The following is a 24993-nucleotide window of genomic DNA, read 5'->3' on the forward strand; positions in this document are numbered from 1 at the left end:
GCCTCATGCCGCGACGATGACGCCGGGCGCCCCGCCGCGCCCTGACGAGGTGCGCCGCTCGATGAAGCGGGCGAGCGAGGTCAAGGCGAAGCACAGCACGAAATAGGTCAGCGCCAGGATGCCATAGACCTCGAAGGGCTGGGTCAGCAGCACATTGTTCACCTGGCTCGCCGCGAAGGTCACCTCATGGGCGCTGATGACGTAGCCGAGCGAGGTTTCCTTGATGGTCGAGACGAACTGGCTGACCATGCTCGGCAGCATGTTGTGCAGCGCCTGCGGCAGCACGACCTTGAAGGTAGTCGGCCAATAGCGCAGGCCGAGCGACTTGGCGGCCTCGACCTGGCCCGCAGGCAGGCCCTCGATGCCGGCGCGGATGATCTCCGAGAGATAGGCCGCCTCATAGACCACCAGCGCGATGACGAGCGTCTCGACCCCGCCGACCGCGCGTCCGATCACCAGCGGCGAGACGAAATAGGTCCAGAAGATGAACATGATCAGCGGCAGGCCGCGCACCGTGTGCACGATCGCGGTGGCCGGCAGGCGCAGCCAGCGATAGGGGCTGAGCCGGGCGAGCGCCAGTGCGATGGCGAAGGGAAAGCACAGGGCGAGCGCCGTTGCCGCCATGAACAGCGTCATGGTCAGGCCGCCGATTGGCCCGTGCGGATACTGGCCGACGAGGAAGAGCAGCCAGTTGTTCTCGAGGATCTCCAGCATCAGCGCGTCTCAAGCTTGAGGCGGCGATCCGAATAGGAACCCAGCGCCATGATGCCGAAGGAGATCGCCAGATAGATCGCGGTGGCGACCGCGAAGGCCTCGAAGGTCTTGAAGGTGTAGCTCTCGACCTCACGCGTGCGATAGGTCAGTTCGCCTACGCCGATCGCCATGGCGAGGCTGGTGTTCTTGAACAGCAGCAGGGTCTGGTTGATCAAGGGCGGGATCGCGATCCGCATCGCCTGCGGCAGCACGACATAGCCCATCGCGCCGAGATAACCGAAGCCGATCGAGCGCGCCGCCTCGTATTGCGCCTTGGGGATCGAGCGGATGCCGCTGCGGATGTCCTCGGCGATATAGGCTGCCGAGGCGAGCCCGAGTGCGATCGCCGCCAGCAGGAACTCGCCGTGATGGGCGTTGATCCATTGCCGGGCCGGGCGCGGCAGCAGTGAGGGGACGCCGAAATACCAGATGAGGATCTGCACCAGCAGCGGCACGTTGCGGTGATACTCGACATAGAGCGCAACGAACCAGCCGAGCGGCGGCAGCGGGATCATCCTGATCAGGGTGAGGATGATCCCCATCGCCATGGCAAGGCACCAGGCGACGCAGGTCAAGGCGAGCGTGGTCGCGACGCCGATCACGAACCAGTCGAGATACTGGCCGCTGAGCACGCCACGCAGGTCGAAAACATATCCCATCGCGCGCCGCCCCCGGCAGCCGGGCCTTAAGCCCCTTTGGAAATTTGAGCCCTCATCCAGAGGAGCCGCGTAAGCGGCGTCTCGAAGGATGCTCCAGATGGTTCGGGAGCCTCCTGGAGCATCCTTCGAGACGCCATTCCCAAGGGAATGGCTCCTCAGGATGAGGGCTCAGGAGGCTTCCAAACAGTCCCTTAGGCCCTCAGCCCTTGATCTCTTCGATCGGGAAATCGCGCTTGATGTCGAAGGCGGTGCCGGCGCCCAGCCATTTCGAGAAGACCGCGTCGATCTCGCCGGAGCTGGCGAGCTTCGTCAGGACGCCGTTGACCTGGTCCTTGAAGGCGGTTTCGCCACGACGCAGGCCCAGACCCCAGGGTTCGACGAAGAGCGACTTCTCGATCACCACCATCGGCGTCTTGGCCTGGCTCTGCTGGCGCAGCTTCACCAGGATCAATTCGGAGGCGCAGAAGGCGTCGACCTTATCCTGAATCAAAGCAAGATAGGCCGAGGAGGTGTCCTGGAAGGTCACCGTCTCCGCCGTCGGGATCAGGCGGCGCACGCCCTGTTCCGAAGAAGAGCCCTTGATCGCGGTGATCTTCTTGCCGGCGAGTTTTTCGATCGTGGTGATGCCCGATTCCTTGGTGACCATCAGCTTCTGCTGGCTGACGAAATAGGAATAGGAGAAGTCGATCTGCTGGGCGCGCTCGGGCGTATAGCCGAGATTGGCGGCGAGAATGTCGACGCGGCCCTGCGTCAGCTCGGGAATGCGGGCCTCCACCGCGATCGGCTTCAGTTCGAGCGTCACGCCGAGCGAATCCGCGACCTTCTGGCAGATATCGACATCGTAGCCGACGATCTGGCGGGTTTGCGGGTGCTGGAAGGAGAAGGGCTCCGCCGTGCCGAGCGTGCCGCAGATCAGCTTTCCGCGCGCCTTGATGTCGGCGAGCTGGTCGGCCTTGGCCTCGGTCGTGGCGATGCCGGCGGCAAGGGCGGCAAGGGCGGCAAGGCCCGGGATCGAAATCAGCTTCATGGTCTAGTCCCCTGTTTTTATGATCGTTGCAATGCGTCGCTGGCGCGCTTCATCCGCGCGCAGGCCTCCTCGATCGCGTCGAGAGATGTCGCGATCGACAGGCGCAGATAGGGCGAAAGCCCATAGGCCGAACCGTCAAGCATGGCGACGCCGGCCTCCTCCAGGAAATAAAGCGCGACATCGAGATCGCTCTTCAGTTCATGGCCCTCAGCCGTCCTCCTGCCGATCAGCCCGGCGCAGGACGGGTAGACATAGAAGGCGCCGTCGGGCGTGAGGCAGGTGATGCCGTCGATCGCGTTGAGCAGCGCGACCGCCCGGTCGCGGCGAGCCCGATAGGCGAGGCGGGCTTCACCGACGAAGCTCTGGTCGCCTTCGAGCGCGGCTGCAGCCGCTGCCATGCTCGGGGCGGCCGCCGCCGAGGTGGTCTGCGACTGGATGACGTTCATCGCCGTCACCAGCGGTTTCGGGCCAGCGCCATAGCCGATGCGGAAGCCGGTCATGGCGTAGGTCTTGGAGACGCCGTTGACCAGGAGCGTGCGCTCGCGCAGCCCGGGCGCGATCGCCACGGGGCAGACCGGCTCGCCGCCATCGAAGCGGATATGCTCGTAGATGTCGTCGGTCATCAGCGCCACATGGGGATGGCGCAGCAGCACCTCGGTCAGCGCCGTCATCTCGTTGGCCGAGTAGAAGGCGCCTGTCGGGTTCGAGGGCGTATTCAGCAGGAGCCAGCGCGTCTTCGGCGTGATCGCGGCCTCAAATGCCTCCGGCGTCAGCTTGAAACCGGAGTTTTCCCCGCAGGCCACGATCACCGGCGTGCCGTCGCAGGCCAGCACCATGTCGGGATAGGACACCCAATAGGGCGCGGGCACGATGACCTCGTCGCCTTCGCCCAGTGTCGCTGCGAGCGCGTTGAAGATGATCTGCTTGGCGCCGCTGCCGACGACGATCTGGTCGAGGGGGTAGCTTACGCCGTTCTCGCGCTCGAACTTCGCGGCGATCGCCTTGCGCAGTCGCAGCGTGCCGTTGACCGGGGAGTAGCGGGTCTCTCCGGCCGCCATCGCGGCAGTCGCCGCCTGCTGGATGTGGAGAGGCGTGTCGAAATCGGGCTCGCCGGTGGTGAGGTCGATGATGTCGCGGCCCTGCGCCCGCAACTCTTGCGCGCGCATGCGCGCGACCATGCTCGGCGAAGGCTTGATGCGCTGGACGCGCGCCGAGAGCGGGATGGCGGTCACGCTCATGACGCGGCCTTTTCGACGATCCCGGTATAGGGCTTGTCGAGGCGGCCCTCGGCGATGTCGGTGAGCGCGCCGGCTTCGCGCGCCTCCTGCTGGCGCACCAGCGCCAGCAATTCCTCGGCATCAGTGCGGTCGAAGGTCACGATGCCGTCGGCGTCGCCGACCACGACATCGCCCGGCATCACCACCATGCCGTCGATTGCGACCGGCACGTTGATCTCGCCGGGCCCGGTCTTGTAGGGGCCGCGATGAGTGACGCTGCGCGCATAGCAGGGAAAATCGGCCTCGACGAAAGCCGCGACATCGCGGATCGCGCCGTCGATGACGAAGCCGGCGACGCCCATCGCCTTGGCGCGGCTCATCATGATCTCGCCGACCAGCGCCTGGATCTCGTCGCCGCCGCCATCGACGACCAGAACGTCGCCGGGACGCAGCAATTCGTAGGCCTTGTGCAGGGTCTGGTTGTCGCCGGGGCGCGTCTTTACCGTCACCGCGGTGCCGACCAGATGGCCCGAGCGGTGATAGGGCTTGAGGCTCTTCGTGCCGTGCAGCCGGTTCATATTGTCGGAAATGACCGCGACGGCGGCGCCGCGAAAGGCGTCGAGAATGGCAGCCGGAACGGCAGGGGCGCTCGGGTTGGTGCGGTGGCCGATCAGCGGCATGGTTTTGAACCTGCGTCAGACAAATGGTTTCGACGACAACCAATATGTGACGTCGCAATAATGACAGAAAGCGAATATTATTCGCGGAAGCGATCGCTTTTCTTCATTAAGAGGAGCCGCCAATCGCGCGATTGCGAGGTCCCCATGCCAGCCAGCCTGAAGCAGCTCGAGGCTTTCTATTGGACTGCGACGCTGGGCGGCTTCACCGAAGCGGCTCAACGCCTCAACCTGGCTCAGTCCACGATCTCGAAACGGATCCTGGAGCTCGAAGCCGTCACCAGCGGGCCGCTGTTCGATCGCGCCAGCCACGCCTTGCGCTTGACCCGGGCGGGGGAGGCGAGTCTGCCGATCGCGGCTGAGATGCTGGCGCTGGAGCTGCGCTTCCGCGAGGCGGCCGGCGGCCCGGCGAGCTTCTCTGGCCCCTTCCGCTTCGGCGCCACCGAGCTCGTCGCGCTGACCTGGTTGCCGAAGCTCGTCGTCGCGATGAAGCGCGATTATCCAAACCTCATCCCAGTGCCGGAGGTGGCGGCGAGCGTCGACCTGTTCGGCAAGCTGGTGACGAACGAACTCGACCTCGTGATCGGGCTCGATCCGCCGCAGACGCCCGAACTCACCGCGGCGCCGCTGCAGGCGGTTCAGCTCGAATGGGTCTCGGCGCCGGGCTTCGGTCCGGCCGAGGACTGCATCCCGCTGGGCGAGATGGCGAAGTATCCTATCCTGAGCCAGACGCAGGGCTCCGGCCTGCAGCGGCTGGTGCTCGACTGGGCGCTGGCGAACGGCCTGCAGATCAACCGTGTCGTCCAGTGCAACAGCCTGAACGTGCTCGCCGGACTCGCGGCCTCGGGGCTGGGCGTCACCTTCCTGACCGCGAGCTATTTCGCGCCCGAGATCAGGAGCGGTCTTTTGCGCGTGATCAGGACGGAGCCTGCAATTCCCCCGATCCGCTATTTCGCCGTGCACCGCGCCCGGGACCTGTCGCCGCTCGCGGCCCGGGTGGCCGCCATCGCGCAGCAATGCTGCGATTTCTCGGCGCGCAGCCTGCCGGAGCGAGAAAGCGCCTCAGTGGCCTGAGCTTGATCGGGGCGGGCGGTCCTGAACCGGCCCGCTCCGGCAAATCCATTAGAGCCGGATGCGAAAACCGGCTCCCAGCTTTTCGCATCCGGCTCTAGGCGATCGCCACGCTTTTCACGGTCACGGACGGGACGCTGAGCTGTTGTCTGACATCCGCCAACTGTTCCATAGTCAGCTCGGGAGGCCGCCCGAGACGCACGCCGCGCCATCTTGCCGAGGCGAGAGTACAACGAGCTACGACCGCATGCCGCGATCGGAAACAGGGTTCAAGAAAATAATGAAGACCAAAAATGCAATGACAAGTTGGCTGTAAGGCGTAATTTGTCAATAATTGGGCTCATCGAGGGTTTTTTCTCGGACCTTGAATCAGTAGTTTTACGCGCATGGCGGAGATTTTGGCGAGTGCCGTACATAAGACGCGTGGGTATTTCGATCACCGCAGCGGCGGTATTACTTTTCTCTTCCCAAGGCGCTTCTTATAGCCAAGGGAATTTATCAGTGATTCAAATTGGTGATTTAATTTTCGAGATTCCTATTAAGGTGGACTTATCCCCTTCAAGAACTTCACAAACGGTGAAATTTGATTACAACGCCGTAGTGAGAACGGACGTACCCAAAGCAAGACAGGTCGATGCGGTATTCATCAAACTTGAGAATATTTTACCTGAATTTATTCCCGGCGTGACCTTTTCGATAAGGGCGGATAGTCAAGCAGTTATTCTAGATAATTTTTGTAGAAGCAGAAATCGAATCGGAGAAGCACCAAATACCGAGAATTTGGTCCGTGTAGATGGCGATTTTTACGTATTTCACGAGAAGCTCGTAGCTGGCGAAGTTTACATGAGTTCAGGTAAGATTTTTGCTTTTGGTGCCCCGGCAACTGCTTGGCGTAGGTTGGGGAAATCCGTTCGGCGGGTTGGGGTGGAGGAAGAAAAATTTTACTTCAAGGTGGCGCTCGCAGAAAATGTTTCCGTTTCTTTAAATATTGGAACAGAGGTTGTTCCGAGAGATAAGCTAACGAAGATGTTATTTGATCTTCAGATCAAGTTAAAATCTTGGGTAAGTTACCCTAGCAAAGCACACTTTCGATGGTATCACGAAAGAGCTGGATGCTAATTCGGTATACCAAACGCTGAGGTGGAGCGGTGGCAGAGTTTATTTTTTAGTGTAGCCCAGATCGATGAAATACAGCGGCTATTTGATCTGGCGGACTACCCGGCCTGCCGGAGCGTGAAAGCGCCTCAGCGGCCTGAGCCTGACCGGGGCGGTCCTGCCGGCCCGCCCCGGCAAACCCATCAGGCAACCGCGCGCGCGTCCTCAGGAGCCACGCGCGGCAGGTCCGTGAAGCGCGCCACGACATCCTCATAGGCGCGGTAGATATCGGCTGCGCCTTGTCCGCTCTCCGAGGGCGGGTTCTTGATGACGTGGAAGATCTGGTGCTTGACGAAATAGCGCCAGGTCACCGGCACTTCTGCGAGGATGCGCGTGAGCGCCGCATAGCGCCCCCGCGTCCAGATCGTCTCAAAAGCGATCCGGCCCGGCCCGTAGCCGAACTCCGCGCTGTCGGCTTCTCCCGCCATTTGCGCGCGGAGCGTGACGGTGGCGGTGTCATCGAGCGCGAAGTCCGGGCCGATGACGACGCCGTAGTCGAGGCGCGCCCGCTCCACCGAGACCAGCCCGCGCTTCACATCGGTCAGGACATCGGCCACCGGGCGCTCCAGCGGCGAGCCGTAGCCGCCGGCGCCCGGCCCCTGGATCAGGATGATGTCGCCGGGATCGCAAGGGACGATGTCCTGCGAGCCGAGATCGACCGCCTTCGGCGTGCCGGGGTTCTTGATGAAGCGCGAGACGGCGCCTGAACGCCCGCCGACCAGCCCCCAGGCCGAGAAGACCGAGCGGTCGCGGTTGCGCGCGGTCACCAGGGATTGCGGTGCGTCGAGCTGGAACTCCATCTCCAGCCCGGTGCCGCCACGGCGCCGGCCGGGGCCGCCGGAATCCGGCACCAGCCCGTAGCGGCGGATCTTGATCGGGATTTCCGCCTCGCTGATCTCGACGGGCGTGTTCTTCAGGAAGGAGAGGTTGGCGCCGCTGCCTTCGGCCCCGTCCCCAAAGGCGCTGCCGCCGGCGCCGCCGCCGACCGGGCCGATCGAGGCCATGATCGGCTGGCCGGATCTGGTGCTGGTCTTGACGTTCATGATGCTGACGGCGCTGCCCGGCGAGGCCGGCAGCCGCTCCGGCACGGCGCGGCAGAAGGCGCCGATGGTGACCGTCTGCGCCAGGTTGCAGAGCAGGCTGCGCATGCCGACGGCCGCCGGCTTGACCGCGTTTACCACCGTGCCCTCGGGCAGGACGGCCCGGGTCGGGCGCATCAGCCCGGCATTCAGCATCATCGTCGGGTCGAGGCAGTAGAGCGCATAGACCGTTCCGACCGTCACCAGCGAATGGCGCTCCTGGCCGCCTGTCGGCATGTTGAGCGAGGAGGCGAGCTGGGGATCGCTGCCGGTGAAATCGACGGTCAGCGTATCGCCATGGACCTTGAGCGTCACCGCGACGCGCACGGGATAGCCGCCCGTCTGGTCCTCATCGGCATAGTCGGCGAAGAAATACTCGCCATCGGGAATCTGCGCGATCACGGCGCGCGCCTGGCTCTCGGCATAGTCGAGCAACTGCTCGAGCCCGGTGACGAAGTCCTCCTTGCCGAAGCGGTCGAGGATCTCGTGGATCTTGCGCTCGCCGACATTGATGCAGGCGATCTGGGCGTTGAGATCGCCCCAGTTCTGCTCGGGCAGGCGCACGTTGTGGGCGATGATGGCGAGCAGATCTTGGTTCAGCACGCCGGCGCGCATCAGGCGCATCGGCGGAATCCGCAGACCCTCCTGCTGGATCTCGGTCAAGGTGCGCGAGAGCGTCGCCGGTACGGCGCCGCCGACATCGGTGTTGTGGATGTGGTTGCCGACAAAGGCGACGATCTCGCCGTCGCGGAAGACCGGCTTCCACATGTGGAGGTCGGGCGTATGCGTCGCGACATTGCCGGTATAGGGGTCGCTGGTGACGTAGATATCGCCCTCTTCATAGTCGAAGAGCGAGATCACGCCGCCATAGTCCAGGCCGGTGTACCAGGTCGCCCCAAAAGTCTTGGGCGAGGCGACGGTCAGCCCGTCCCGGGTCAGGACCTGGCAGGAAAAATCCTCCGTCTCCTTCACGAAGGTCGAATAGGCGGTGCGCATCAGCGTCCAGCCCATGCTCTCGGCGGCAGCCGCGCAGTAATTGGCGAGAACCTGCAGCGTGGTGTTGTCGAGCTTCACGATGCGATCTCCGAAACGATGCGAAGGTTGGCGTATTCATCGACGCGCACAGTCAGGCCGGGCGGCACGATCGTGGTGCAGTCGTCCTGGGTTATGACGGCGGGACCGGCGAAGCGCTGGCCGGGCTTGAGATCGTTGCGGTTGAACACCGCGATCGAGCGATAGGCGCCGTCGAGCCAGGCCTCGGCATGGCCGAGCGGCGTCGCCGGTTCGGAGACGGCCTCAACGCGGCGGAACTCGGGCTTGGTGGTCTTGCCTGAGATCACGAGGCGCAGCGAGATCACCTGGACGGCGGCCGTGGGATCGGCATGGCCATAGACGCGCTCATGTTCGGCATGGAAGGCGGCAGCGAGCGCCTTCGTGTCTCCCGCGGCGACGGCTGTGGCGTCGAGAGGCGTGTCGAGTTCGAAGGACTGGCCGCGATAGCGCATCTCGGCGGAATAGGTCAGCCGGTGCTCGCCGGAATAGCCCTGGTCGATATGCAGCCAGGAGAGCGCCTTCGCCTTCAACCCCTCGAACTCGTCGCGGATGACCACGCCGGTGGCCGGGGCGAGATCGGCATAGAGCGTCTTGATGAAGTCGCTCTTGATGTCGGCGATCAGGCCGCCCAGCGCCGAGAGCACGCCAGGCGTCGGCGGCACCACCGTCTCGCGCATGTTGAGTTCGCGGGCGAGGAAGGAGGCCATCATCGGGCCAGCCCCGCCGAAGGCGAGGCAGGAGAAATCGCGCGGGTCGATGCCGAAACGCGAGACCAGCGCGCTGACATCCGAATACATCCCGGAGACGGCGATGCGGATGATCGCCTCCGCCGTCTCCTCGATGCTGCGGCCGAGCTTTTCGGCAAGCTTGCCGACAACCGCGCGGGCCTTGTCGCGGTCGATCGTCACGGCGGAATAGCCGATCTCCGAAAGACCGACGAGACCGAGCGCGGCAAAAGCGTCGGTGATCGTGGCGCGCATGCCGCCGCGGCCATAGCAGGCCGGTCCCGGCCGCGAGCCGGCGCTCTCGGGCCCGACCTTGAGCACGCCTTGCGCATCGACCCAGGCGATCGAGCCGCCGCCTTCGCCGATCGAGCTCACCGAAACGGACGGAATGTGGATCTGGAACTCGCCGATCTGCTCGCCGACGCCATATTGCGGCTGGCCGTCGATGATGATCGCGACATCCGCCGAGGTGCCGCCGATGTCGAGGCTCATGCAGTGCTTGATGCCGCAGACCTCCGCGACATAAGCCGCGCCGATCACGCCCGAGGCCGTGCCGGACAGGATCATCTGCACGCACTCGCTCTTGCCCTGTTCGGCGGTCATCACGCCGCCATTCGATTTGGTCAGGCGCGGATCGACCGTGACGCCGGCATTCTTCAACGCGGCTTGCAGCGAGCCGAGATAATGCGCGACGCGCGGCTGCACATAGGCGCCGATCGCCGCCGTGATGGTGCGCTCGTACTCGCGGATGATCGGCCAGGTTTCGCTGGAGAGAAATACCGGGACCTCAGGCGCCAGGCGCTCGACGAGCGCCTTGACGGCGCGCTCATGGCCGGCGTTGCGATAGGAATGCAGCAGCGAGACAACGATGCCCTCCGCGCCTGCCGCCTGGGCCCCGGCCACGGCGCGGGCGACGCTGGCCTCGTCGAGCGCCGTTTCCTCGCTCCCGTCCGCCTTCATGCGGCCCACGATGCCGAAAACGCGGTCGCGCGGGATCAATGGCTCCGGCCGCTTCGAGAGCAGGTTGTACATGTTCGGGATCTTGAGGCGGGCGACCTCCAGCACATCCCGGAAATGCTCGGTGGTGAACAGGGCAAGCTTCAGCCCCTTGCGCTGGATCACCGTGTTGATGCCAACGGTCGTGCCATGGGTGAAATAGGTGATGTCGCCGGGCTTGATGCCGTAGCGCTCGCCGACGAGCCTGATGCCTTCGAGCACCTCCGCGCCCGGTTCGTCTGGCCGAGAGAACACCTTCAGCGTCTTGAGGCTCTGCGTATTCTCGTCGAACAGCGCGAAATCCGTGAACGATCCGCCGATATCGACGCCGACCCGATAACCCATTGAAACCTCCAGAGCCTGTCCCCCAGCTTCCGCTGGCAGCGCGCATGCGAATAGGTTTTTTCGCGTGTGCGATGGGATGGGGGGCACGCGCCAGCCGCATGCCGGCACAAACGCGGCAGCGCGGTCGGGGCTGGCCGGGAGCGGGCGCGGAGGACACCGCGCCGCACGCTCACCTCAGAGGTCGACGAGAACCCAGAGCACCACGGCATTGGTGGGGCCCTTCGAGGTCCAGGTGTGCTCGGTCGTGGCGTCGTAATAGACCGAGTCGCCCTTGTTCAGTTCCAGCGGCTCGTAGAGACGGCTGTGCACGACGAGCGTGCCTTCCTGCACCATCACGAAGATCTCCGCCTCCGACTTGGCCCAGGCCGGATATTCGTCGGGGGAGCGCGCCGTCACCGTGGTCAGGATCGGGGTGGCGCGCTTGTTCTTCAGGTCGGCGCAGAGCAGCACATTGTTGCAGGTGCCGGTCGTATGCCGGCTGCCCGCGCCGGCGCGGCTGATGCTGCGCCGGCCGCCGAAGGCGCCGACGCTGTTGTCCTGGTCGGTCAGCAGGGTGACGAGCTCGACGCCGAGCCCCTGCGCGATCCTCTGCATGGTCGAGATCGTCGGCGACAATTCGTTGCGTTCGATCTTCGAGAACGCCGATGCCGAGACACCGGTCAGCGTGCTGACCTCCTGGAGCGTCAGCCCCCGGCTCTTGCGCAGCTTCAGCAGGTGGGCGCCGATATCGACCGCGGATCTGAGGTCATCCCCGGTCCGGGCGGAATCGCGCTCGCCATACTCGGTCGCTTCGCGAACGGCATCGCCCCGTTCAGCCAGCGAGATTTCCGGCATGCTGCTTCTCCCTCAGCGATCCAGTGCAACCAGTGAGAGCACCTCATAGTCTGCAGCTTAGGCCAAGGGAAGCGCGCTGTCTGCCCGCTTTCGACATAAAATGTCGTATAAGACATTTTTCTATTTTCATATTGACAGCCACAGGATCGTCGATGAGGCTGCGTTTCCGACAGCGCGCCGGCAAAACTTCTTCGGGGCCGGCATGGCGCCGGTTCCGGATGCGAAGGCGGCAGAGCTAGGCGCAAGGATCAAGTCGGATGACACTCACCCAAGATCATTTGAGCGGCCTCTACACCGCGATCGTCACCCCGCTGACGCAGGACGGGGCGGTCGATATCAAAGGGCTGCAGGCACTCGTTCGCTTCCAGCTCGCCGCCGGAGCCCAGGGCATCGTGCCGATCGGCGGCACCGGCGAATATCCCGCATTTTCCCGCAGCGAGCGCCGCGACATCGTGGCCGCTTGCGTCGAGGCGGCTGACGGCAAGCCGGTCATCCCCGGCGTGCTCTCGACCGGCTTCGAGGACGCGCTGGAAGCCGGACGCGACTTCGCCGCCGCCGGCGCCGCCGCGGTGATGACCGTGACGCCCTATTATGCCCCGGGCACCCAGGAGGGCATGCGCGCCTATTTCCGCCGCTACCGCGACGCGCTCGATCTGCCGGTGATGCTCTATCAGATCCCGCGCCGCACCACGGTCGCGGCCTTTGCCGACACGGTGCAGGCCATGGCCGAGGACCGCTCGATCATCGGCATGAAGTACTCCTCCTATGACATGCCGGACTTCATCCGCACGGTGAAATATGCCGGCGACAAGATCGCGATCCTGAGCGGTGAGGAGCCGCTCTTCGCCACCCATATCGCGCTCGGCGCCAAAGGCGGTGTCCTCGCCTCCGCCTCGATCTATCCGAAGATCTGGATCGAGATCTTCGAGCTCGCCCGGCAGGGCAAGCTCAAGGAGGCCCTCAAGCTTCAGGACAAGATCGATCCGGTCACCGACGCGATCTATATCGAGACCAATCCCGGCCCGCTGAAGACCTATATGGAGCTCGCCGGCATGTCTGTCGGCGGTGTGCGCCTGCCGCTGCTGGGCCCGAGCCCGGAGACGCTGGCGAAGCTGAAGGTCGCCGCGCAAGGCGCCAAAGCCATCAACCTCGCCTGATCCTGGAAGGGCCCTGTCGTGCTCGAGCAGTTGCGCGCCATCGTCGGAGACAAGGGCTTGATCACCGATCCCGGTGAGATGGAGCCCTGGATCACCGATTGGCGCCAGCGTCGGCGCGGGCAGGCGCTTTGCGTGGTGTCCCCGGCGACGACGGCCGAGGTTTCGGCCGTGGTTGCGCTCTGCGCCGCTGAGGGCCAGCCGGTCTTTCCTGTCGGCGGCAATACAGGCTTGTGCTTCGGCGCGGTGCCGGAGAGCGACCGGCAGGGCAAGATCGGGGTCGTGCTCTCGCTGCGCCGGCTCAACCGCATCCGCGCGGTCGACCAGGCGACGGGGATCGCCACCGTCGACGCCGGCGTCGTCCTCGGGGATCTGCATGAGGCGGCCGTGAGGGCAGGGCGTCAGTTCCCGCTGCATCTCGGCAGCGAAGGCAGCGCCCAGATCGGCGGCCTGATCTCGACCAATGCCGGCGGGACGGGCGTCGTGCGCTACGGGCCGATGCGCGATCTCGTCGCCGGGCTCGAGATCGTGCTCGCCGACGGGCGCGTGCTCTGTGACCTCGCGGGCCTGCGCAAGGACAATACCGGCTACATGCTGCGCCATCTCTTCATCGGCGCGGAAGGCACGCTCGGCATCATCACCGGGGCGGCGCTCAGGCTCCACCCCCAGACGCCGAACACCGCCCATGCCTGGGTTTCGGTCGTCGATCCGGCGGCGGCGGTTTCGCTGCTGACGGCGCTGCAGGGCCGCGCCGGCTCCTATATCCAAGCCTTCGAATTGGTCTCGGCCTCGCAGTTCGAACTGGTGCGCCGGCATGAAGAGCGGGTGCGCATTCCCTTCGCCGAGATCCCGGCCTGGTCGCTGCTCATCGAGCTCGGCAGCGAGGACGCGACGACCGCGCTGAATGGGATCCTGGAAGAGGTGCTGGGCGCCGCCCTGGAGAGCGGTGGCATCATTGATGCGATCATGGCTGCATCCGAACAGCAGGCCGCCGATTTCTGGCATGTCCGCCATTCCGTTTCGGAGGCGAACAAGAAGGAAGGCATCGGCATCGTCCATGACGTGGCGGTGCGGACCTCGGACGCTGCCGCCTTCATCGCGGCTGCCGACAAGGTCGCCGCCGAGCGTTTTCCGCAGGCGGTGACGCAGGTCGTCTGCCACCTTGGCGACGGCAATGTGCACTACATCCTGATGTTCCAGCGCGAATTCTGGAACAGCCTGGCGGATGAGGATGCCTTCGCGCTCGAGGTCGAGCGGGCGATCCATGATGCGGCTGCGGTTTTTGAGGGCACCTTCAGCGCCGAGCATGGCGTCGGCCGCAAGCTCACGCAGGAGCTGGAGCGGCTCGCCGATCCGCTTCGCTACGAATTGATGGGGCGGGTCAAAGCGTTGTTCGACCCGCAGAATCTGATGAACCCCGGCGTCCTCCTCACGGCGAAGGCCGTGTGAGGAAGCCGGGGGACGATCCGCTGTCGCCTTCGATGAGGGGGGCGCAGGACGGAAGGCCCGCCAACGCAAGCGGGTGCCTGCCTCATCGGTTTCGAGGCTTGTTTTCAACAATCGGGAGAATCGACATGATTGCACGCAGGGATCTCGCAGGCCTGATCGGGGCCGGCGCCGTGGCAGCCACCGCACTGTCGCTGGCATCCAGCAGCGCCAGCGCCCAGAGCGCGTCGCAGAACACTTTCGACCGAGTCATGGCCAAGAAGAAGCTGCGCCTCGGCGCTGTGACCTCCAGCGCCCCCTGGTTCATGAAGGATCCAGCGACGGGCAAATGGGCCGGCCATTTCTACACGATCGGCGCGGCGCTCGCGGCCGATATGGAGGTCGAGCTGGAACTCGTCGAGACGACCTGGGGCAACGCCGTCCTCGATCTCCAGGCCGACAAGATCGACATCATGTTCGGCCTCAACCCCACGCCAAAGCGGGCCATGGCGGTTGATTTCTCCGGTACTGTTTACGACAGCGCGCTGGTCGTCATCGCCAAGCCGGGGTTCGAGCCCAAGAGCTGGGCCGACATGAACAAGCCCGAGATCAAGATTTCAGTTGATGTCGGTTCGGCACACGACCAGATCGCGTCGCGCCTGTGCCCAAAGGCGCAGATCACACGCTTCAAGACCATCAGCGAGGCCATGCTGGCGCTGCGCAGCGGCCGTGTCGATGCGCAGTGCATCTTCTGGATGGGCGGCGTACGGGCCGTGAAGGCCGATGCCGCTCTCGGCAAGGTGATCGTGCCTCAGCCCTTCTTCGGCTCGACCTCGAATGCCGCGTTCCGTCGGGAACCAGATAAGACCTGGCGCGACTTCGTCAACACCTGGATCGTCTACGCGCGCGGCCTCGGGCTGGTTCGCGAAGCCGTCGTCTCCAGCCTCGAGCAGGTCGGCGTGATGCCGGACGATCTGCCCCCGGGCATCACGCTCTGAATGTCGCCCGGCTCCCCGCGGTTCGTTCGGGGAGCCGCAGGCCACCATTCTCGTGGAATGGCGCCGCATAGCGGGCCGAGAGCTGCGCCGTAGCAGGTTGGGCATGGGTTACTGAGCATGATGGGTTACACTTGGCATTTTGACGTCATCTGGGGCTATCGCTGGCTCTTCCTGACCGGGACAGCGGTGACAATTGGATTGACGATCGCGATCGTCGTGCTCGGCATGGCGGTCGGGCTTGTCGCCGGGATCGCCCAAATCTCGCGCTCGCCGGTGCTGCGCTGGCTGTCCTGGGCCTATATCGAGATGTTCCGGCTGACGCCGCTGCTCGTGCTGCTGCTATGGTTCTACTACGCGCTGCCGATCCTGACCGGCATCAAGCTCGACGCGCTCACCGCCGCGATCGTGACGCTCTCGCTCTATGGCGGTTCCTTTTACGCGGAGGTGATCCGGGGCGGCATCGTCTCGATCGAGCCCGGGCAGAGCGAGGCCGGGCTCGCGCTGGGCATGACGCCGGCGCGGGTGATGCGGCGCATCGTGCTGCCTCAGGCGATCAAGCGCATGATCCCGCCGCTGATGAACCAGTCGATCATCCAGTTCAAGAACACCTCGCTGGTCTCCGTGCTGGCGGTGCCCGATCTGCTCTATCAAGGTCAGGTCGCGGCAATGGACACCTATCGCGCGCTCGAGGTCTACACCGTCGTCGCCGCGATCTATGTCGTCGTGCTTTTGCCGCTGACGGCGATCGTCAAGCGCGCGGAAAAGCAACTCGCGCAGAGCAACTGAGGCCACGACGATGAACCCCAAGATCGAGGTCTCCGGCCTGCGCAAGAGCTTCGGCGCCCTGACCGTGCTGCGCGACATCAACCTCACCGTCGAGCCCGGCGCGGTGGTCGCGCTGATCGGCCCGTCGGGCTCGGGCAAGTCGACCCTGCTGCGCTGCCTGAACCTGCTGGTGATCCCCGAGGGCGGCAAGGTCCGGATCGGCGAGAGCAGCTTCTCCTTCGGCGACAGCTCGAAGCTGCCGGGCGTGCGCGAGCAGGCCCGCTTCCGCTCCAACACCGGCATGGTGTTCCAGCACTTCAACCTGTTCCCGCATATGAGCGTCCTCCAGAACGTCATGGAGGGGCCGCTCTCGGTGAAGAATATGCCGAAGGCCGAGGCCCAGGCGCTGGCGCGCCGGCTGCTCGCCAAGGTCGGCCTGAGCGACAAGGTCGATGTCTTCCCCAACAAGCTCTCGGGCGGCCAGAAGCAGCGCGTCGCGATTGCTCGCGCGCTCGCCATGGAGCCGGAGGTGATGCTGTTCGACGAGGCGACCTCGGCGCTTGATCCCGAGCTCGTCGGCGAGGTCCTGGGCGTGATGCGCGATCTCGCCGCCGAGGGGATGACCATGATCATCGTCACCCATGAGATGGGTTTTGCGCGCGAGGTCGCCGACCGCGTCATCTTCATGCGCGACGGCGTGATCGTCGAGGAAGGTCCGGCGCGCGAGGTCATCGAGAACCCGGTGCAGGACGCGACCCGCGCTTTCCTCAGCCATTTCCACAATCGCGGCTGAGCGGATCAGGGCGATGGCACGCGAGGCTTCCCAGACCGTCGCCGTCATCGGCGCCGGTATCATTGGCCTCTGCGCGGCGCTGGAGATCCAGCGCTGCGGGCACAGGGTCGTTCTGATCGAGCCCGAGGAGCCGGGCGGCCGGCAGGCGGCGTCCTATGGCAACGGCACCTGGCTCAGCCCGGCTTCGATCATGCCGATCTCCGTTCCGGGCCTCTGGCGCAAGGTTCCAGGTTTCCTGCTCGACCCGACCGGCCCCTTCGTGATCCGCTGGCGCGACCTGCCGGGGCTCGCCGGCTGGCTCCTCCGCTTCATCCTCGCCGGGCGCAGCTGGGCGCAGATCGAGGCCTGCGTCGCCGCGCGCTACCCGCTCTGCAAGGACACGGTCACCGACCATGCCGCATTGGCGGGGGAGGCCGGTGTGCCGCAATTGATCCGCAGGGAGGGGCTGATCTTCGTCTATCGCGATCGCACCGAATTCCTGACGGAAGCCCGCGAATGGGAGATGCGCGCGGCGCTTGGCGTGCGCTTCTCGCTGATCGAAGAGGATGAACTGCGCCGCCTGCTGCCGCAACTCGGGGCAGCCTATCGCTTTGGCGCAAGACTCGACGATGGCGGCCAGGTCGCCGATCCCGGCGCCTATTGCCGGGCCCTGGCCGAATTGGCGCTGCATCGCGGGGCGACGCGCGTCACGGCCCGCGCGACAGGCTTCACCATCACCAGCGGCCGCTTGCGCGCCGTCGAGACCGATCGCGGTCCCGTTGCCTGCGACCGCGCCGTGATCGCGGCCGGCATCGGTTCGCGCGATCTCGCCCGCCAGGCCGGCGACGCCGTGCCATTGATCTCGGAGCGCGGCTATCACGTCGTGATCCCCGATCCGGGCGTGGAGCTCGCTGCCGGGCTGATGCCCTCCGACGGCAAGATGGGCGTGGTCTCCACGCCGCAGGGCCTGAGGCTCGCGGGGCAAGTCGAGCTTGCCTCCGTCTCGACGCCGCCAGACTGGCGCCGCGCCGATATCCTGCTCGGCTTCGCCCGCGCCATGTTTCCCGCGCTCGCCGAGCGGTTCGAGGGCGCCGAGATCGACCGCTGGATGGGCCATCGTCCCTCGACGCCGGACGGGCTGCCTTGTATCGGAGCGGCATCGGCATGCCCGGATGTGGTCCACGCCTTCGGCCATGCCCATACCGGGCTGATCCAGGCTCCGGCCACGGCGAAGCTGGTCGCGGCTCTGATCGACGGACGCATCCCGCCCTTCGATCCGTCTCCTTATTCGGCAAAGAGGTTCGGCTGATGGGCAATGAGTTGCTCTATCTCTCGCGCGGCGATGTCCAGGCGCTTGCCATCGCGCCGTCGGAGGCGCGCGAGGCCGTGCTGCAGGCCTTCCGCGACCATGCCGCCGGGCTGAACCAGAGTCTGCCGAAGAGCGCGCTGGGTCTCGGCCCCGGCCACGGTTTCCAGGCGATGACGGCGGCCTCCTCGGCGCAGTCCATCGCGACGCTGAAATGGGTGTCGATGGCGCCCGTGCCGCCCAAAAGTCCGGTGCTGGGCATCCAAGTACCGGGCATCAATGCGCTGATCTGCGTCAGCGATTATGCGAGTGGGGCGCCGATCGCGGTGCTCGACGGTGACGAGATCACGTTGATCCGCACCGCTGCCTTGTCGGCGGCTGCGGCATCCAGGCTCGCTCCGCCGGCGCCGCGCACGATCGGTTTCGTCGGCTGCGGGCTGCAGGCGCATGCCCATCTCGCCGCCTTTCTCGATCTCTATCCAGGTCTCACCTCTGCGCTGCTGTTCAGCCGCAGCCGCGCCTCGGCGGAGAGCCTCGCCGAAGCCGCTTCCGTCCGCGGCCTCGCAGCGGAGGTGGTCGACGATGCGGATCTGCTGCTCGCGCGAAGCGACATCGTGATCTCCATGGTGCCGGGCGCGCCGGGTTTGCAGCCCTTCCTCGATGTCAACAGGATGAAGCCGATCTCCTTCGCCTCGGCTGTCGATATCGGCCGAAGCTGGCGTCCGGAAACGCTGCCATCCTTCGACGTGCTCGTGACCGACAGCCTCGCCCAGTCGAGCGCGCCCTATGACGTCGATGGGCAGCCGGTGACGACCGTCCGCTTCCAGCATGATCTCGTCGAGTTCGCTGATGCGCCGCATCCGACTGCTGCCGAGCGCCGTTCGTTTTTCTGCTTCCGCGGCTTTGCCCTGGCCGATCTCGCGCTTGCGCATCTGGTCGTCGCCAAGGCGCGCGCTGCGGGCATCGGCGTCAAGCTGCCGCGATGACCAAGCCTGCCTTTGCCGATCTCCTGAATGTCGAGGATGCGCGCCGGGCAGCCAAGCGCCGCCTGCCGCATGGCCTGTTCGAATATATCGACCGCGGCAGCGAGGACGAGCTCTCGATCTCCGGCAACCGGCAGCAGCTCGATGCGATCCGGCTTGCTCCCTCGGTGCTGGTCGACGTCTCGCAGCGTTCGGCCAAGGCGGAGATCCTCGGCCATTCGCAGCCGCTTCCGCTGGTGATTGCGCCCACCGCCATGGCGGGGCTGGTCTGGCGTGATGGCGAGATCGCGCTCGCCAAGGCGGCGGCGCGCGCCGGCATCCCTTTCTGCGTCTCGACCCAGTCGATCACCTCGGTTGAGCGCATCGCGGCGGAATCGGGCGCTAAGCTCTGGTTCCAGCTCTATGTCTGGAAGAACCGCCAGCGCACGCTGGCGCTCATCGACCGCGCCTGGGCGGCCGGGGTGGAAACGCTGGTGCTGACGGTCGACACCGCCGTCGGGCCCAACCGCGAGTATAATCTGCGCAACGGCTTCGGCATCCCGCTCAAGGCCTCGGTGCGCGCCGGCATCGACCTGATGCTGCATCCGCGCTGGACGGCCTCGGTGATGCTGCGTTCGCTGATCGCCTCGGGCGTGCCGACCTATGCGCATTATCCCGACGAGTTCCGCACCAGGCTCGGGAGGAGCTCGCTCTCCGACGAGCTGAGCCTCGCCACCGATGTGACCTGGGAGGATGTCCGCCTGCTGCGCCAGCGCTGGAAGGGCAAGCTCATCCTCAAGGGTATCTTGCGCGTCGACGATGCGCTGACCGCGCTCTCCCATGGTGTCGATGCGATCGTGGTCTCGAACCATGGTGCGCGTAATCTCGACTGCGCGCCCGGCCCGACCGAGGTCCTGCCCGCCATCGTCGCGGCGATCGGGGGCCGCATGGAGATCCTGGCCGATAGCGGCGTGCGCCGCGGCGCCGATATCGCCCGCTTCCTGGCGCTGGGTGCAAGCGGCGTCCTGATCGGCCGCGCGACGCTCTACGGCGTCGCGATCGGGGGCGCGGATGGGGCAGGGCGCGTCCTCGATCTCCTGAGCTATGAACTCAATGTGACGATGGGCATGCTCGGCGCGCGTAATCTGGCCGATCTGCGCCGCTGCTGAACCTGCTGCCGACGCGTGCCGCAACGATCCCTGCACGGACCATCATTGCATACAAGACGGGGGCTTCCCGAGGCGCTAGGAACACACCATAGCGCGAGGAAAACTATGATCTTTCTGTACAAGTCCGAGGCGGTGCGCGGCAATCACTGGAAGGCCGTCTTCGAGGAGCGCGAGCCCGACCTGCCGTTCCGGATCTGGCCGGATGTCGGCGATCCCGCGCTGGTCAAATACATGGCGGTCTGGCTGCCGCCCGACGACATCGCGACCGGTTACCCCAATCTCGAGGTGCTGTTCTCGGTCGGCGCGGGCGTCGACCAGTTGAATCTCGATTTGGTGCCGCCCAACGTCAAGGTGGTCAGGATGCTCGACCCGAGCGTGCCGCAGATCATGGCCGAGTTCGTCACGACCGCGGTGCTGTCCCTGCATTGCGATGTCCTGACCCATATGGACCAGCAGCAGCGCGGGCTCTGGAATCCTTTGCTGCCCGAGATGGCGGGGAGCAGGCGGGTGGGCGTGCTCGGGCTTGGCCAGCTGGGCAGCCTGGCGTGCAAGAAGCTGGCTTATGCCGGCTTCAAGGTCGCCGGCTGGAGCCGGTCGCGGCATGAGATCGAAGGCATCGAGACCTTCTCCGGGGAGGGCGAGTTCGATGCCTTCCTCGGCCGCACCGATATCCTGGTCTGCCTCCTGCCATTGACGGCGGAGACCCAGGGCATCCTGAACGGCGAGCTCTTTGCCAAGCTGCCGCGCGGCGCCATGCTGGTGAATGTCGGGCGCGGCGGCCATCTCGATCAGGACGCCTTGCTGGCGGCGCTGGACAGCGGGCAGATTTCCGGCGCGGTGCTCGACGTCACCGATCCCGAGCCGCTGCCGCCCGATCACCCGATGTGGACGCATCCGCGCATCCTGCTGACGCCGCATATCGCGAGCTCGGCGCAGCCGGGGACCTCCGTGGAGGTCATCCTCAGGAATCTCGATTTGCTGAGGGCCGGCAAGGAGCCGATCGGCCTGATCGATCGCCAGCGCGGCTATTAGGGCGTGCTGGTTATGCTCTGAAACACACCGTCATTCCGGGCGCAGCCCTTGGGTCCGATCTTCGATCGGCCCAAGGATAAACTCCGCGGAGGCCCGGGATTCCATAGGCGTCATGGTCGGGCTTGACCCGACCATCTCGTAAACCAGAGCACTCTGGTCAGGAGATTCTCGGGTCAAGCCCGAGAAAGACGGCCTATGATGGTTCTGTGGCCAGCCACCCAGCCTAGTGGCTTCGCGAAGCCAATGTCGCGTTGAGGTCGCTCGTCGCCTGCAAGGCGCGGCGACGCACCAGCAACTGGTCGAGAAGCCGCAGGCCCTCGGGCCAGCCGCCATGGCCGCTGGCGACGTTGATATGGCCCGCATCGCCGGCATCGACGAAGGCAGCCTCCCACATATTGGCGATCACATGGGCGCGGTCCTGCGCCATATAGGGGTCGGTTCGGCTGGCGACGACGATCGCCGGGAAGCTGAAGGGCTCGTCGGGCAGCGGCCCGAACGAGGCGATGCCGCGAATGCGCGAAATCCGCAATTCCGGATCGGCGGGGGCGACCAGAAGCGCACCGCCGATCGCCAGTTCCGGATGGCGCGCGGCGAGATGGGCGATCAGGGTCGCGCCGAGGCTGTGGCCGACGAGGATCGCACCCGGGCGCCGCGCGACATGGCTGCGAAGCGCCGCGATCCATTCGTCGAGATCGGGCGCGTCCCAGTCGCGCTGCTGGACACGCTCGACATGGTCGAGCTCGGTTTCCCAGCGGCTTTGCCAGTGTGCGGGCTCCGAATTGTAGAGGCCGGGCACGATGAGGACTGTCATGACGGTTGTTCCCTAGGCCTAGAGCCGGATGATTTCAGATCGGATCACCAAGTGATCCGATCTGAAATCTGAATCCGTCTCTCATCAAAGAGTTGGAGCAGGATGCGAAAAAGCGGGAACCGGTTTTTCGCATCCTGCTCCAACGATCATCGGGGGCGGGGCATGACGGGTCAACGAAACGTGTTGGCAAATTCCGATGGGTTGGTGGGACACCAAGCGCGCCGAAGGCGCGCTTGGGAGAAGCCTGTTCCGATCGCGGCGGCAGGGGAGGAAACTGCCTAGAATCGAGGCGGCCCTCACTCGGCAGCGGCGGGCCAGCTCCGGCGGAACTGGGCCGCGCGGTGACGGTCGGGCAGACGCGGCGCCCCAAACAGCTTCTGCCGCAGCGGCCCCTCCTCATAGGCGGTCTTGTAGAGCCCCCGGTTCTGCAACTCCGGAACCACGAGGTCGACGAAGGCCTCGACACTTTCGGGCGTGACGGTGCGGGTCAGGTTGAAGCCGTCGACATCGGCCTCCTCGACCCAGGCGGCGAGCTGGTCTGCGACCTGGGACGGGCTGCCGACGATCGGCTGGTTGCGGCTGCCGAGCTTCATCTGCTCGCGCAGCGCGCGCACCGTCCAGACCTTGTCCGGGCTGCGCTTGGTGATCGCCTCCAGCGCCGAGTTGTTGGCGTCGTTCTTGACGAAGCTGATCGGCTCGTCGGGGTCGTAAGCCGCGAAATCCAGCCCGACCGAGGCCGAGAAATGGGCGAGCCCGCCCTCTGCGCTGGCATGCTCGCGATATTCGGCGAAGAGATCCTGTGCCTCGGCTTCGGTCGGGGCGACGATCACGGTCACGCCGACGAAGGCCTTGACGTCGTCGGGCCTGCGCCCGGCTGCCACGGCCTTGCGGCGGATATCCTCGACCACCGAGCGGGTGATCGCCCGGCTCGGGCCGTTGACGAAGACGCATTCGGCATGCTCGCCAGCAAAGCGCCGGCCGCGGTCGGAGGAGCCGGCCTGATAGAGCAGGGGCGTGCGCTGCGGCGAGGGCTCGCTAAGATGGATGCCGTCGACCTGATAATGCGGACCGCGATGGCTGATGCGGTGGACCTTGGACGGATTGGTGAAGATCCGGCGCTCGCGGTCACGCAGCACCGCGTCATCCTCCCAGCTTCCTTCCCAGAGCTTGTAGACCACCTCCATGAACTCGTCGGCGACGTCGTAGCGCCCGTCATGGTTCTGGAGCTTGTCCTGGCCGAGGCCACGGGCGGCGCTGTCGAGATAGCCGGTGACGATGTTCCAGCCGATCCGGCCCTTGGTCAGGTGGTCGAGCGTCGAGAAGCGCCGCGCGAACAGATAGGGCTGCTCATAGGTCAGGTTGACGGTGATGCCGAAGCCGAGATGCTCCGTCACCGCCGCCATGATCGGGGCGAGCAGGATCGGGTCGTTGAGCGGTGTCTGCGCCCCGGTGATCAGCGCCGTCTCCGGGCCGCCCTTATAGACGTCGTAGAGGCCGATGATGTCGGCGATGAAGAGCCCGTCGAACAGGCCGCGCTCCAGCGTGCGCGCCAGATGCTGCCAATAGGCGATGTCGGTGTAGTCCGCCGAGCGGTCGCGCGGATGCGTCCACATGCCATGCGAAATATGCCCGACGCAGTTCATGTCGAAGGCGTTGAGCCGGATCTGCTTGCGGGCCTGGCTCATTCGGCGGCTTCCTTGATGGGGTGCTCGGCGATGCCGACGCTCCAGACGCGGTCGGGCAGCTTTCCGTTGACGAGATAGTCGCCGACGATGCGGGCACGGTAGACGAGCGGGTTGTGCGAGAGGATGGTGCGGGCATTGCGCCAGTGCCGGTCGAGCGCGGTCTCGTGGCGCACCGCCGAAGCGCCCAGCGCATCGAACAATCGCGAGGCTGAGCGGAGCACGATGTCGCCGATCGCGATCTGCGCCTGGTTGACCTCGATCTCCAGCGCCTGCGCGGCAGTGACCGCCGCTTCGCGATCGGCCCCCGCTGTTGCGACCTGCGCGGCGGCGAAGCCCGGCGCGGTCGCCAGAACCAGCGCCTCGGCGGCATAGGCGGCGGCACCGAGCTCGCCGATGACCTGCTTCAATTGCGGATCATCCTTGGCGAGGTCGCTATTGCCATGGCTGTAGACGCGCGTCCGGGCGCGCAGCTGGGCTGCTGTGTCGGTGACGATCGCGCGGGCGATGCCGGCAAGCGTCGCGAGCAGCACGACCTGGTAGATCGCGGTGAGATAGGGCGCGCGCTCCTCGCGTGTCCTGATCGCATGCGGCTCGACCGGGACATTGGCGAAGACGCCGGTGCCGGTGCCCGTCAACTTCTGGCCGAAGCCGTCCCAATCGTCGCTGATCGTGATGCCGGGATGGTGGCGCGCGGTCAGCGCCGAGACATGGGCCTCGTCGCTGCGGCGGGCCGAGACGTCGATCCAGTCGGCGAAGATGCTGCCGGTGGTGTAGAATTTCGTGCCGTTCAGCAGCCACTGCCCGTCGACCTGCTGGAGGCTGGTCGAGCGCTTGTCCAGAATGGCGCCATCGGGCTCGGTCGAGGCATTGCCGATGATGTCGCCCTTGCCGAAGCGTGTGAGCCAGATCGCGCGCGACTGCGGATCGGCGTCGCTCAGCCTGTCCTCGACGATGGCGATATGGCCGCGGAACAGATGCGCGACATTGGAATCGGCGGCGGCGAGCTCGATCAGCAGGCGCAGGAAACCGGCATGGTTGAGCCCATAGCCGCCGAATTCTACGGGTACGCGCAGTGCGCCGAAACGCTGCTGCTTCAGCCAGCCGACCTCCTCGAAGGGAGGCGGCGCTCATGCTCGCGCGCGACGGCGCCTTCGGCGATCCGGGCGAAGATCGGCCGAAACAGCGCGGCCGCCGTCTCGAAGTCGCCAACGCTGCTTTTGTCTGGCTTCGCGGCTTTGCCCGGGTTTGCGGAAACAAGGGTCAAGGGTTCGGTCATCGGATGTCCTTCGCGGTGTTGCGAAACGTGGGCGGGCTCAGGCTGTG

General features: G+C 65.5%; 23 protein-coding genes and 1 pseudogene. 11 read left to right on the plus strand and 13 right to left on the minus strand.

Annotated features, from left to right (window positions below; translation table 11 throughout):
- Positions 1-3 precede the first annotated feature (3 nt).
- The 5 genes from BHK69_RS17390 to BHK69_RS17410 all read right to left on the minus strand — a co-directional run bounded on the left by BHK69_RS17390 (position 4) and on the right by BHK69_RS17410 (position 4336).
- The gene (locus tag BHK69_RS17390) at positions 4-714 is read right to left on the minus strand and encodes an amino acid ABC transporter permease (RefSeq protein WP_069691195.1); all 711 of its coding nucleotides are present in this window, start codon (positions 712-714) and stop codon (positions 4-6) included.
- A complete protein-coding gene (locus BHK69_RS17395; protein ID WP_069691196.1) occupies positions 714-1412 on the minus strand; it encodes an amino acid ABC transporter permease in 699 nt (232 codons plus the stop codon). Before BHK69_RS17395 ends, BHK69_RS17390 begins: the two co-directional genes overlap by 1 nt.
- A 199-nt stretch (positions 1413-1611) precedes the next feature.
- Positions 1612-2439 carry an ABC transporter substrate-binding protein gene (locus BHK69_RS17400; RefSeq protein ID WP_069691197.1) on the minus strand — a complete coding sequence of 276 codons (828 nt, stop codon included), beginning with the start codon at positions 2437-2439 and terminating at the stop codon, positions 1612-1614.
- Between the two features lie 17 nt (positions 2440-2456).
- On the minus strand, positions 2457-3677 hold the full coding sequence (locus tag BHK69_RS17405) for an aspartate transaminase (protein WP_199578922.1): 1221 nt from the start codon (positions 3675-3677) through the stop codon (positions 2457-2459).
- Complete coding sequence (locus BHK69_RS17410; protein ID WP_069691198.1) at positions 3674-4336, minus strand: RraA family protein; 663 nt, start codon at positions 4334-4336, stop codon at positions 3674-3676. Before BHK69_RS17410 ends, BHK69_RS17405 begins: the two co-directional genes overlap by 4 nt.
- A gap of 144 nt (positions 4337-4480) precedes the next feature.
- Between BHK69_RS17410 and BHK69_RS17415 the strand changes: the two genes are divergently transcribed.
- Both BHK69_RS17415 and BHK69_RS32110 read left to right on the plus strand, forming a co-directional pair.
- The gene (locus BHK69_RS17415) at positions 4481-5407 is read left to right on the plus strand and encodes a LysR family transcriptional regulator (RefSeq protein ID WP_069693748.1); all 927 of its coding nucleotides are present in this window, start codon (positions 4481-4483) and stop codon (positions 5405-5407) included.
- A 420-nt stretch (positions 5408-5827) separates the two neighbouring features.
- On the plus strand, positions 5828-6523 hold the full coding sequence (locus BHK69_RS32110; protein ID WP_148663470.1) for a hypothetical protein: 696 nt from the start codon (positions 5828-5830) through the stop codon (positions 6521-6523).
- A gap of 179 nt (positions 6524-6702) precedes the next feature.
- Here the strand turns inward: BHK69_RS32110 and BHK69_RS17420 are convergent, their stop codons facing one another.
- From BHK69_RS17420 to BHK69_RS17430, 3 genes are all read right to left on the minus strand, one after another.
- Positions 6703-8712, minus strand: coding sequence for a hydantoinase B/oxoprolinase family protein (locus tag BHK69_RS17420; RefSeq protein WP_069691199.1), 2010 nt, complete (start codon positions 8710-8712; stop codon positions 6703-6705).
- On the minus strand, positions 8709-10757 hold the full coding sequence (locus BHK69_RS17425) for a hydantoinase/oxoprolinase family protein (RefSeq protein WP_069691200.1): 2049 nt from the start codon (positions 10755-10757) through the stop codon (positions 8709-8711). Before BHK69_RS17425 ends, BHK69_RS17420 begins: the two co-directional genes overlap by 4 nt.
- Positions 10758-10931: 174 nt before the next feature.
- Positions 10932-11591: a helix-turn-helix domain-containing protein gene (locus tag BHK69_RS17430; protein WP_069691201.1), complete on the minus strand. Its 660-nt coding sequence runs from the start codon at positions 11589-11591 to the stop codon at positions 10932-10934.
- Positions 11592-11848: 257 nt separating this feature from the next.
- On the opposite strand from BHK69_RS17430, the gene dapA reads away from it, so the two are divergent.
- From dapA to BHK69_RS17475, 9 genes are all read left to right on the plus strand, one after another.
- Entirely contained in the window at positions 11849-12748 is a 900-nt protein-coding gene (dapA, locus tag BHK69_RS17435; protein WP_069691202.1) for a 4-hydroxy-tetrahydrodipicolinate synthase, read from the plus strand.
- Positions 12749-12766: 18 nt separating this feature from the next.
- Entirely contained in the window at positions 12767-14194 is a 1428-nt protein-coding gene (locus BHK69_RS17440; protein WP_069691203.1) for an FAD-binding oxidoreductase, read from the plus strand.
- Positions 14195-14319: 125 nt separating this feature from the next.
- On the plus strand, positions 14320-15168 hold the full coding sequence (locus tag BHK69_RS17445) for a transporter substrate-binding domain-containing protein (RefSeq protein ID WP_069691204.1): 849 nt from the start codon (positions 14320-14322) through the stop codon (positions 15166-15168).
- A gap of 120 nt (positions 15169-15288) precedes the next feature.
- Positions 15289-15954: an amino acid ABC transporter permease gene (locus BHK69_RS17450; RefSeq protein ID WP_069691205.1), complete on the plus strand. Its 666-nt coding sequence runs from the start codon at positions 15289-15291 to the stop codon at positions 15952-15954.
- 10 nt (positions 15955-15964) lie between these two features.
- Positions 15965-16726 carry an amino acid ABC transporter ATP-binding protein gene (locus BHK69_RS17455; protein WP_069691206.1) on the plus strand — a complete coding sequence of 254 codons (762 nt, stop codon included), beginning with the start codon at positions 15965-15967 and terminating at the stop codon, positions 16724-16726.
- A 13-nt stretch (positions 16727-16739) separates the two neighbouring features.
- Positions 16740-18014 carry an NAD(P)/FAD-dependent oxidoreductase gene (locus tag BHK69_RS17460; protein WP_069691207.1) on the plus strand — a complete coding sequence of 425 codons (1275 nt, stop codon included), beginning with the start codon at positions 16740-16742 and terminating at the stop codon, positions 18012-18014.
- The gene (locus BHK69_RS17465; protein ID WP_069691208.1) at positions 18014-18997 is read left to right on the plus strand and encodes a hypothetical protein; all 984 of its coding nucleotides are present in this window, start codon (positions 18014-18016) and stop codon (positions 18995-18997) included. Before BHK69_RS17460 ends, BHK69_RS17465 begins: the two co-directional genes overlap by 1 nt.
- Positions 18994-20142 carry an alpha-hydroxy acid oxidase gene (locus BHK69_RS17470; RefSeq protein ID WP_069691209.1) on the plus strand — a complete coding sequence of 383 codons (1149 nt, stop codon included), beginning with the start codon at positions 18994-18996 and terminating at the stop codon, positions 20140-20142. The genes BHK69_RS17465 and BHK69_RS17470 overlap by 4 nt, the downstream gene beginning before the upstream one ends.
- 105 nt (positions 20143-20247) lie before the next feature.
- A complete protein-coding gene (locus tag BHK69_RS17475; protein WP_069691210.1) occupies positions 20248-21174 on the plus strand; it encodes a 2-hydroxyacid dehydrogenase in 927 nt (308 codons plus the stop codon).
- Between the two features lie 223 nt (positions 21175-21397).
- Here BHK69_RS17475 and BHK69_RS17480 read toward each other — a convergent pair whose 3' ends face one another.
- The 5 genes and pseudogenes from BHK69_RS17480 to BHK69_RS32900 form a co-directional block, all read right to left on the minus strand.
- Complete coding sequence (locus BHK69_RS17480) at positions 21398-21985, minus strand: RBBP9/YdeN family alpha/beta hydrolase (RefSeq protein ID WP_069691211.1); 588 nt, start codon at positions 21983-21985, stop codon at positions 21398-21400.
- A 296-nt stretch (positions 21986-22281) separates the two neighbouring features.
- Positions 22282-23670 carry an LLM class flavin-dependent oxidoreductase gene (locus BHK69_RS17485; RefSeq protein ID WP_069691212.1) on the minus strand — a complete coding sequence of 463 codons (1389 nt, stop codon included), beginning with the start codon at positions 23668-23670 and terminating at the stop codon, positions 22282-22284.
- Complete coding sequence (locus tag BHK69_RS32890) at positions 23667-24305, minus strand: acyl-CoA dehydrogenase family protein (RefSeq protein ID WP_199578924.1); 639 nt, start codon at positions 24303-24305, stop codon at positions 23667-23669. The genes BHK69_RS17485 and BHK69_RS32890 overlap by 4 nt, the downstream gene beginning before the upstream one ends.
- A gap of 24 nt (positions 24306-24329) precedes the next feature.
- Positions 24330-24767: pseudogene (locus BHK69_RS33605) on the minus strand (acyl-CoA dehydrogenase family protein); the annotation flags it as partial.
- Entirely contained in the window at positions 24764-24946 is a 183-nt protein-coding gene (locus BHK69_RS32900; RefSeq protein WP_199578929.1) for a hypothetical protein, read from the minus strand. The pseudogene BHK69_RS33605 and the gene BHK69_RS32900, both read right to left, overlap by 4 nt.
- Positions 24947-24993 lie beyond the last annotated feature (47 nt).

Source organism: Bosea vaviloviae (genome assembly GCF_001741865.1).
Taxonomy (GTDB): domain Bacteria; phylum Pseudomonadota; class Alphaproteobacteria; order Rhizobiales; family Beijerinckiaceae; genus Allobosea; species Allobosea vaviloviae.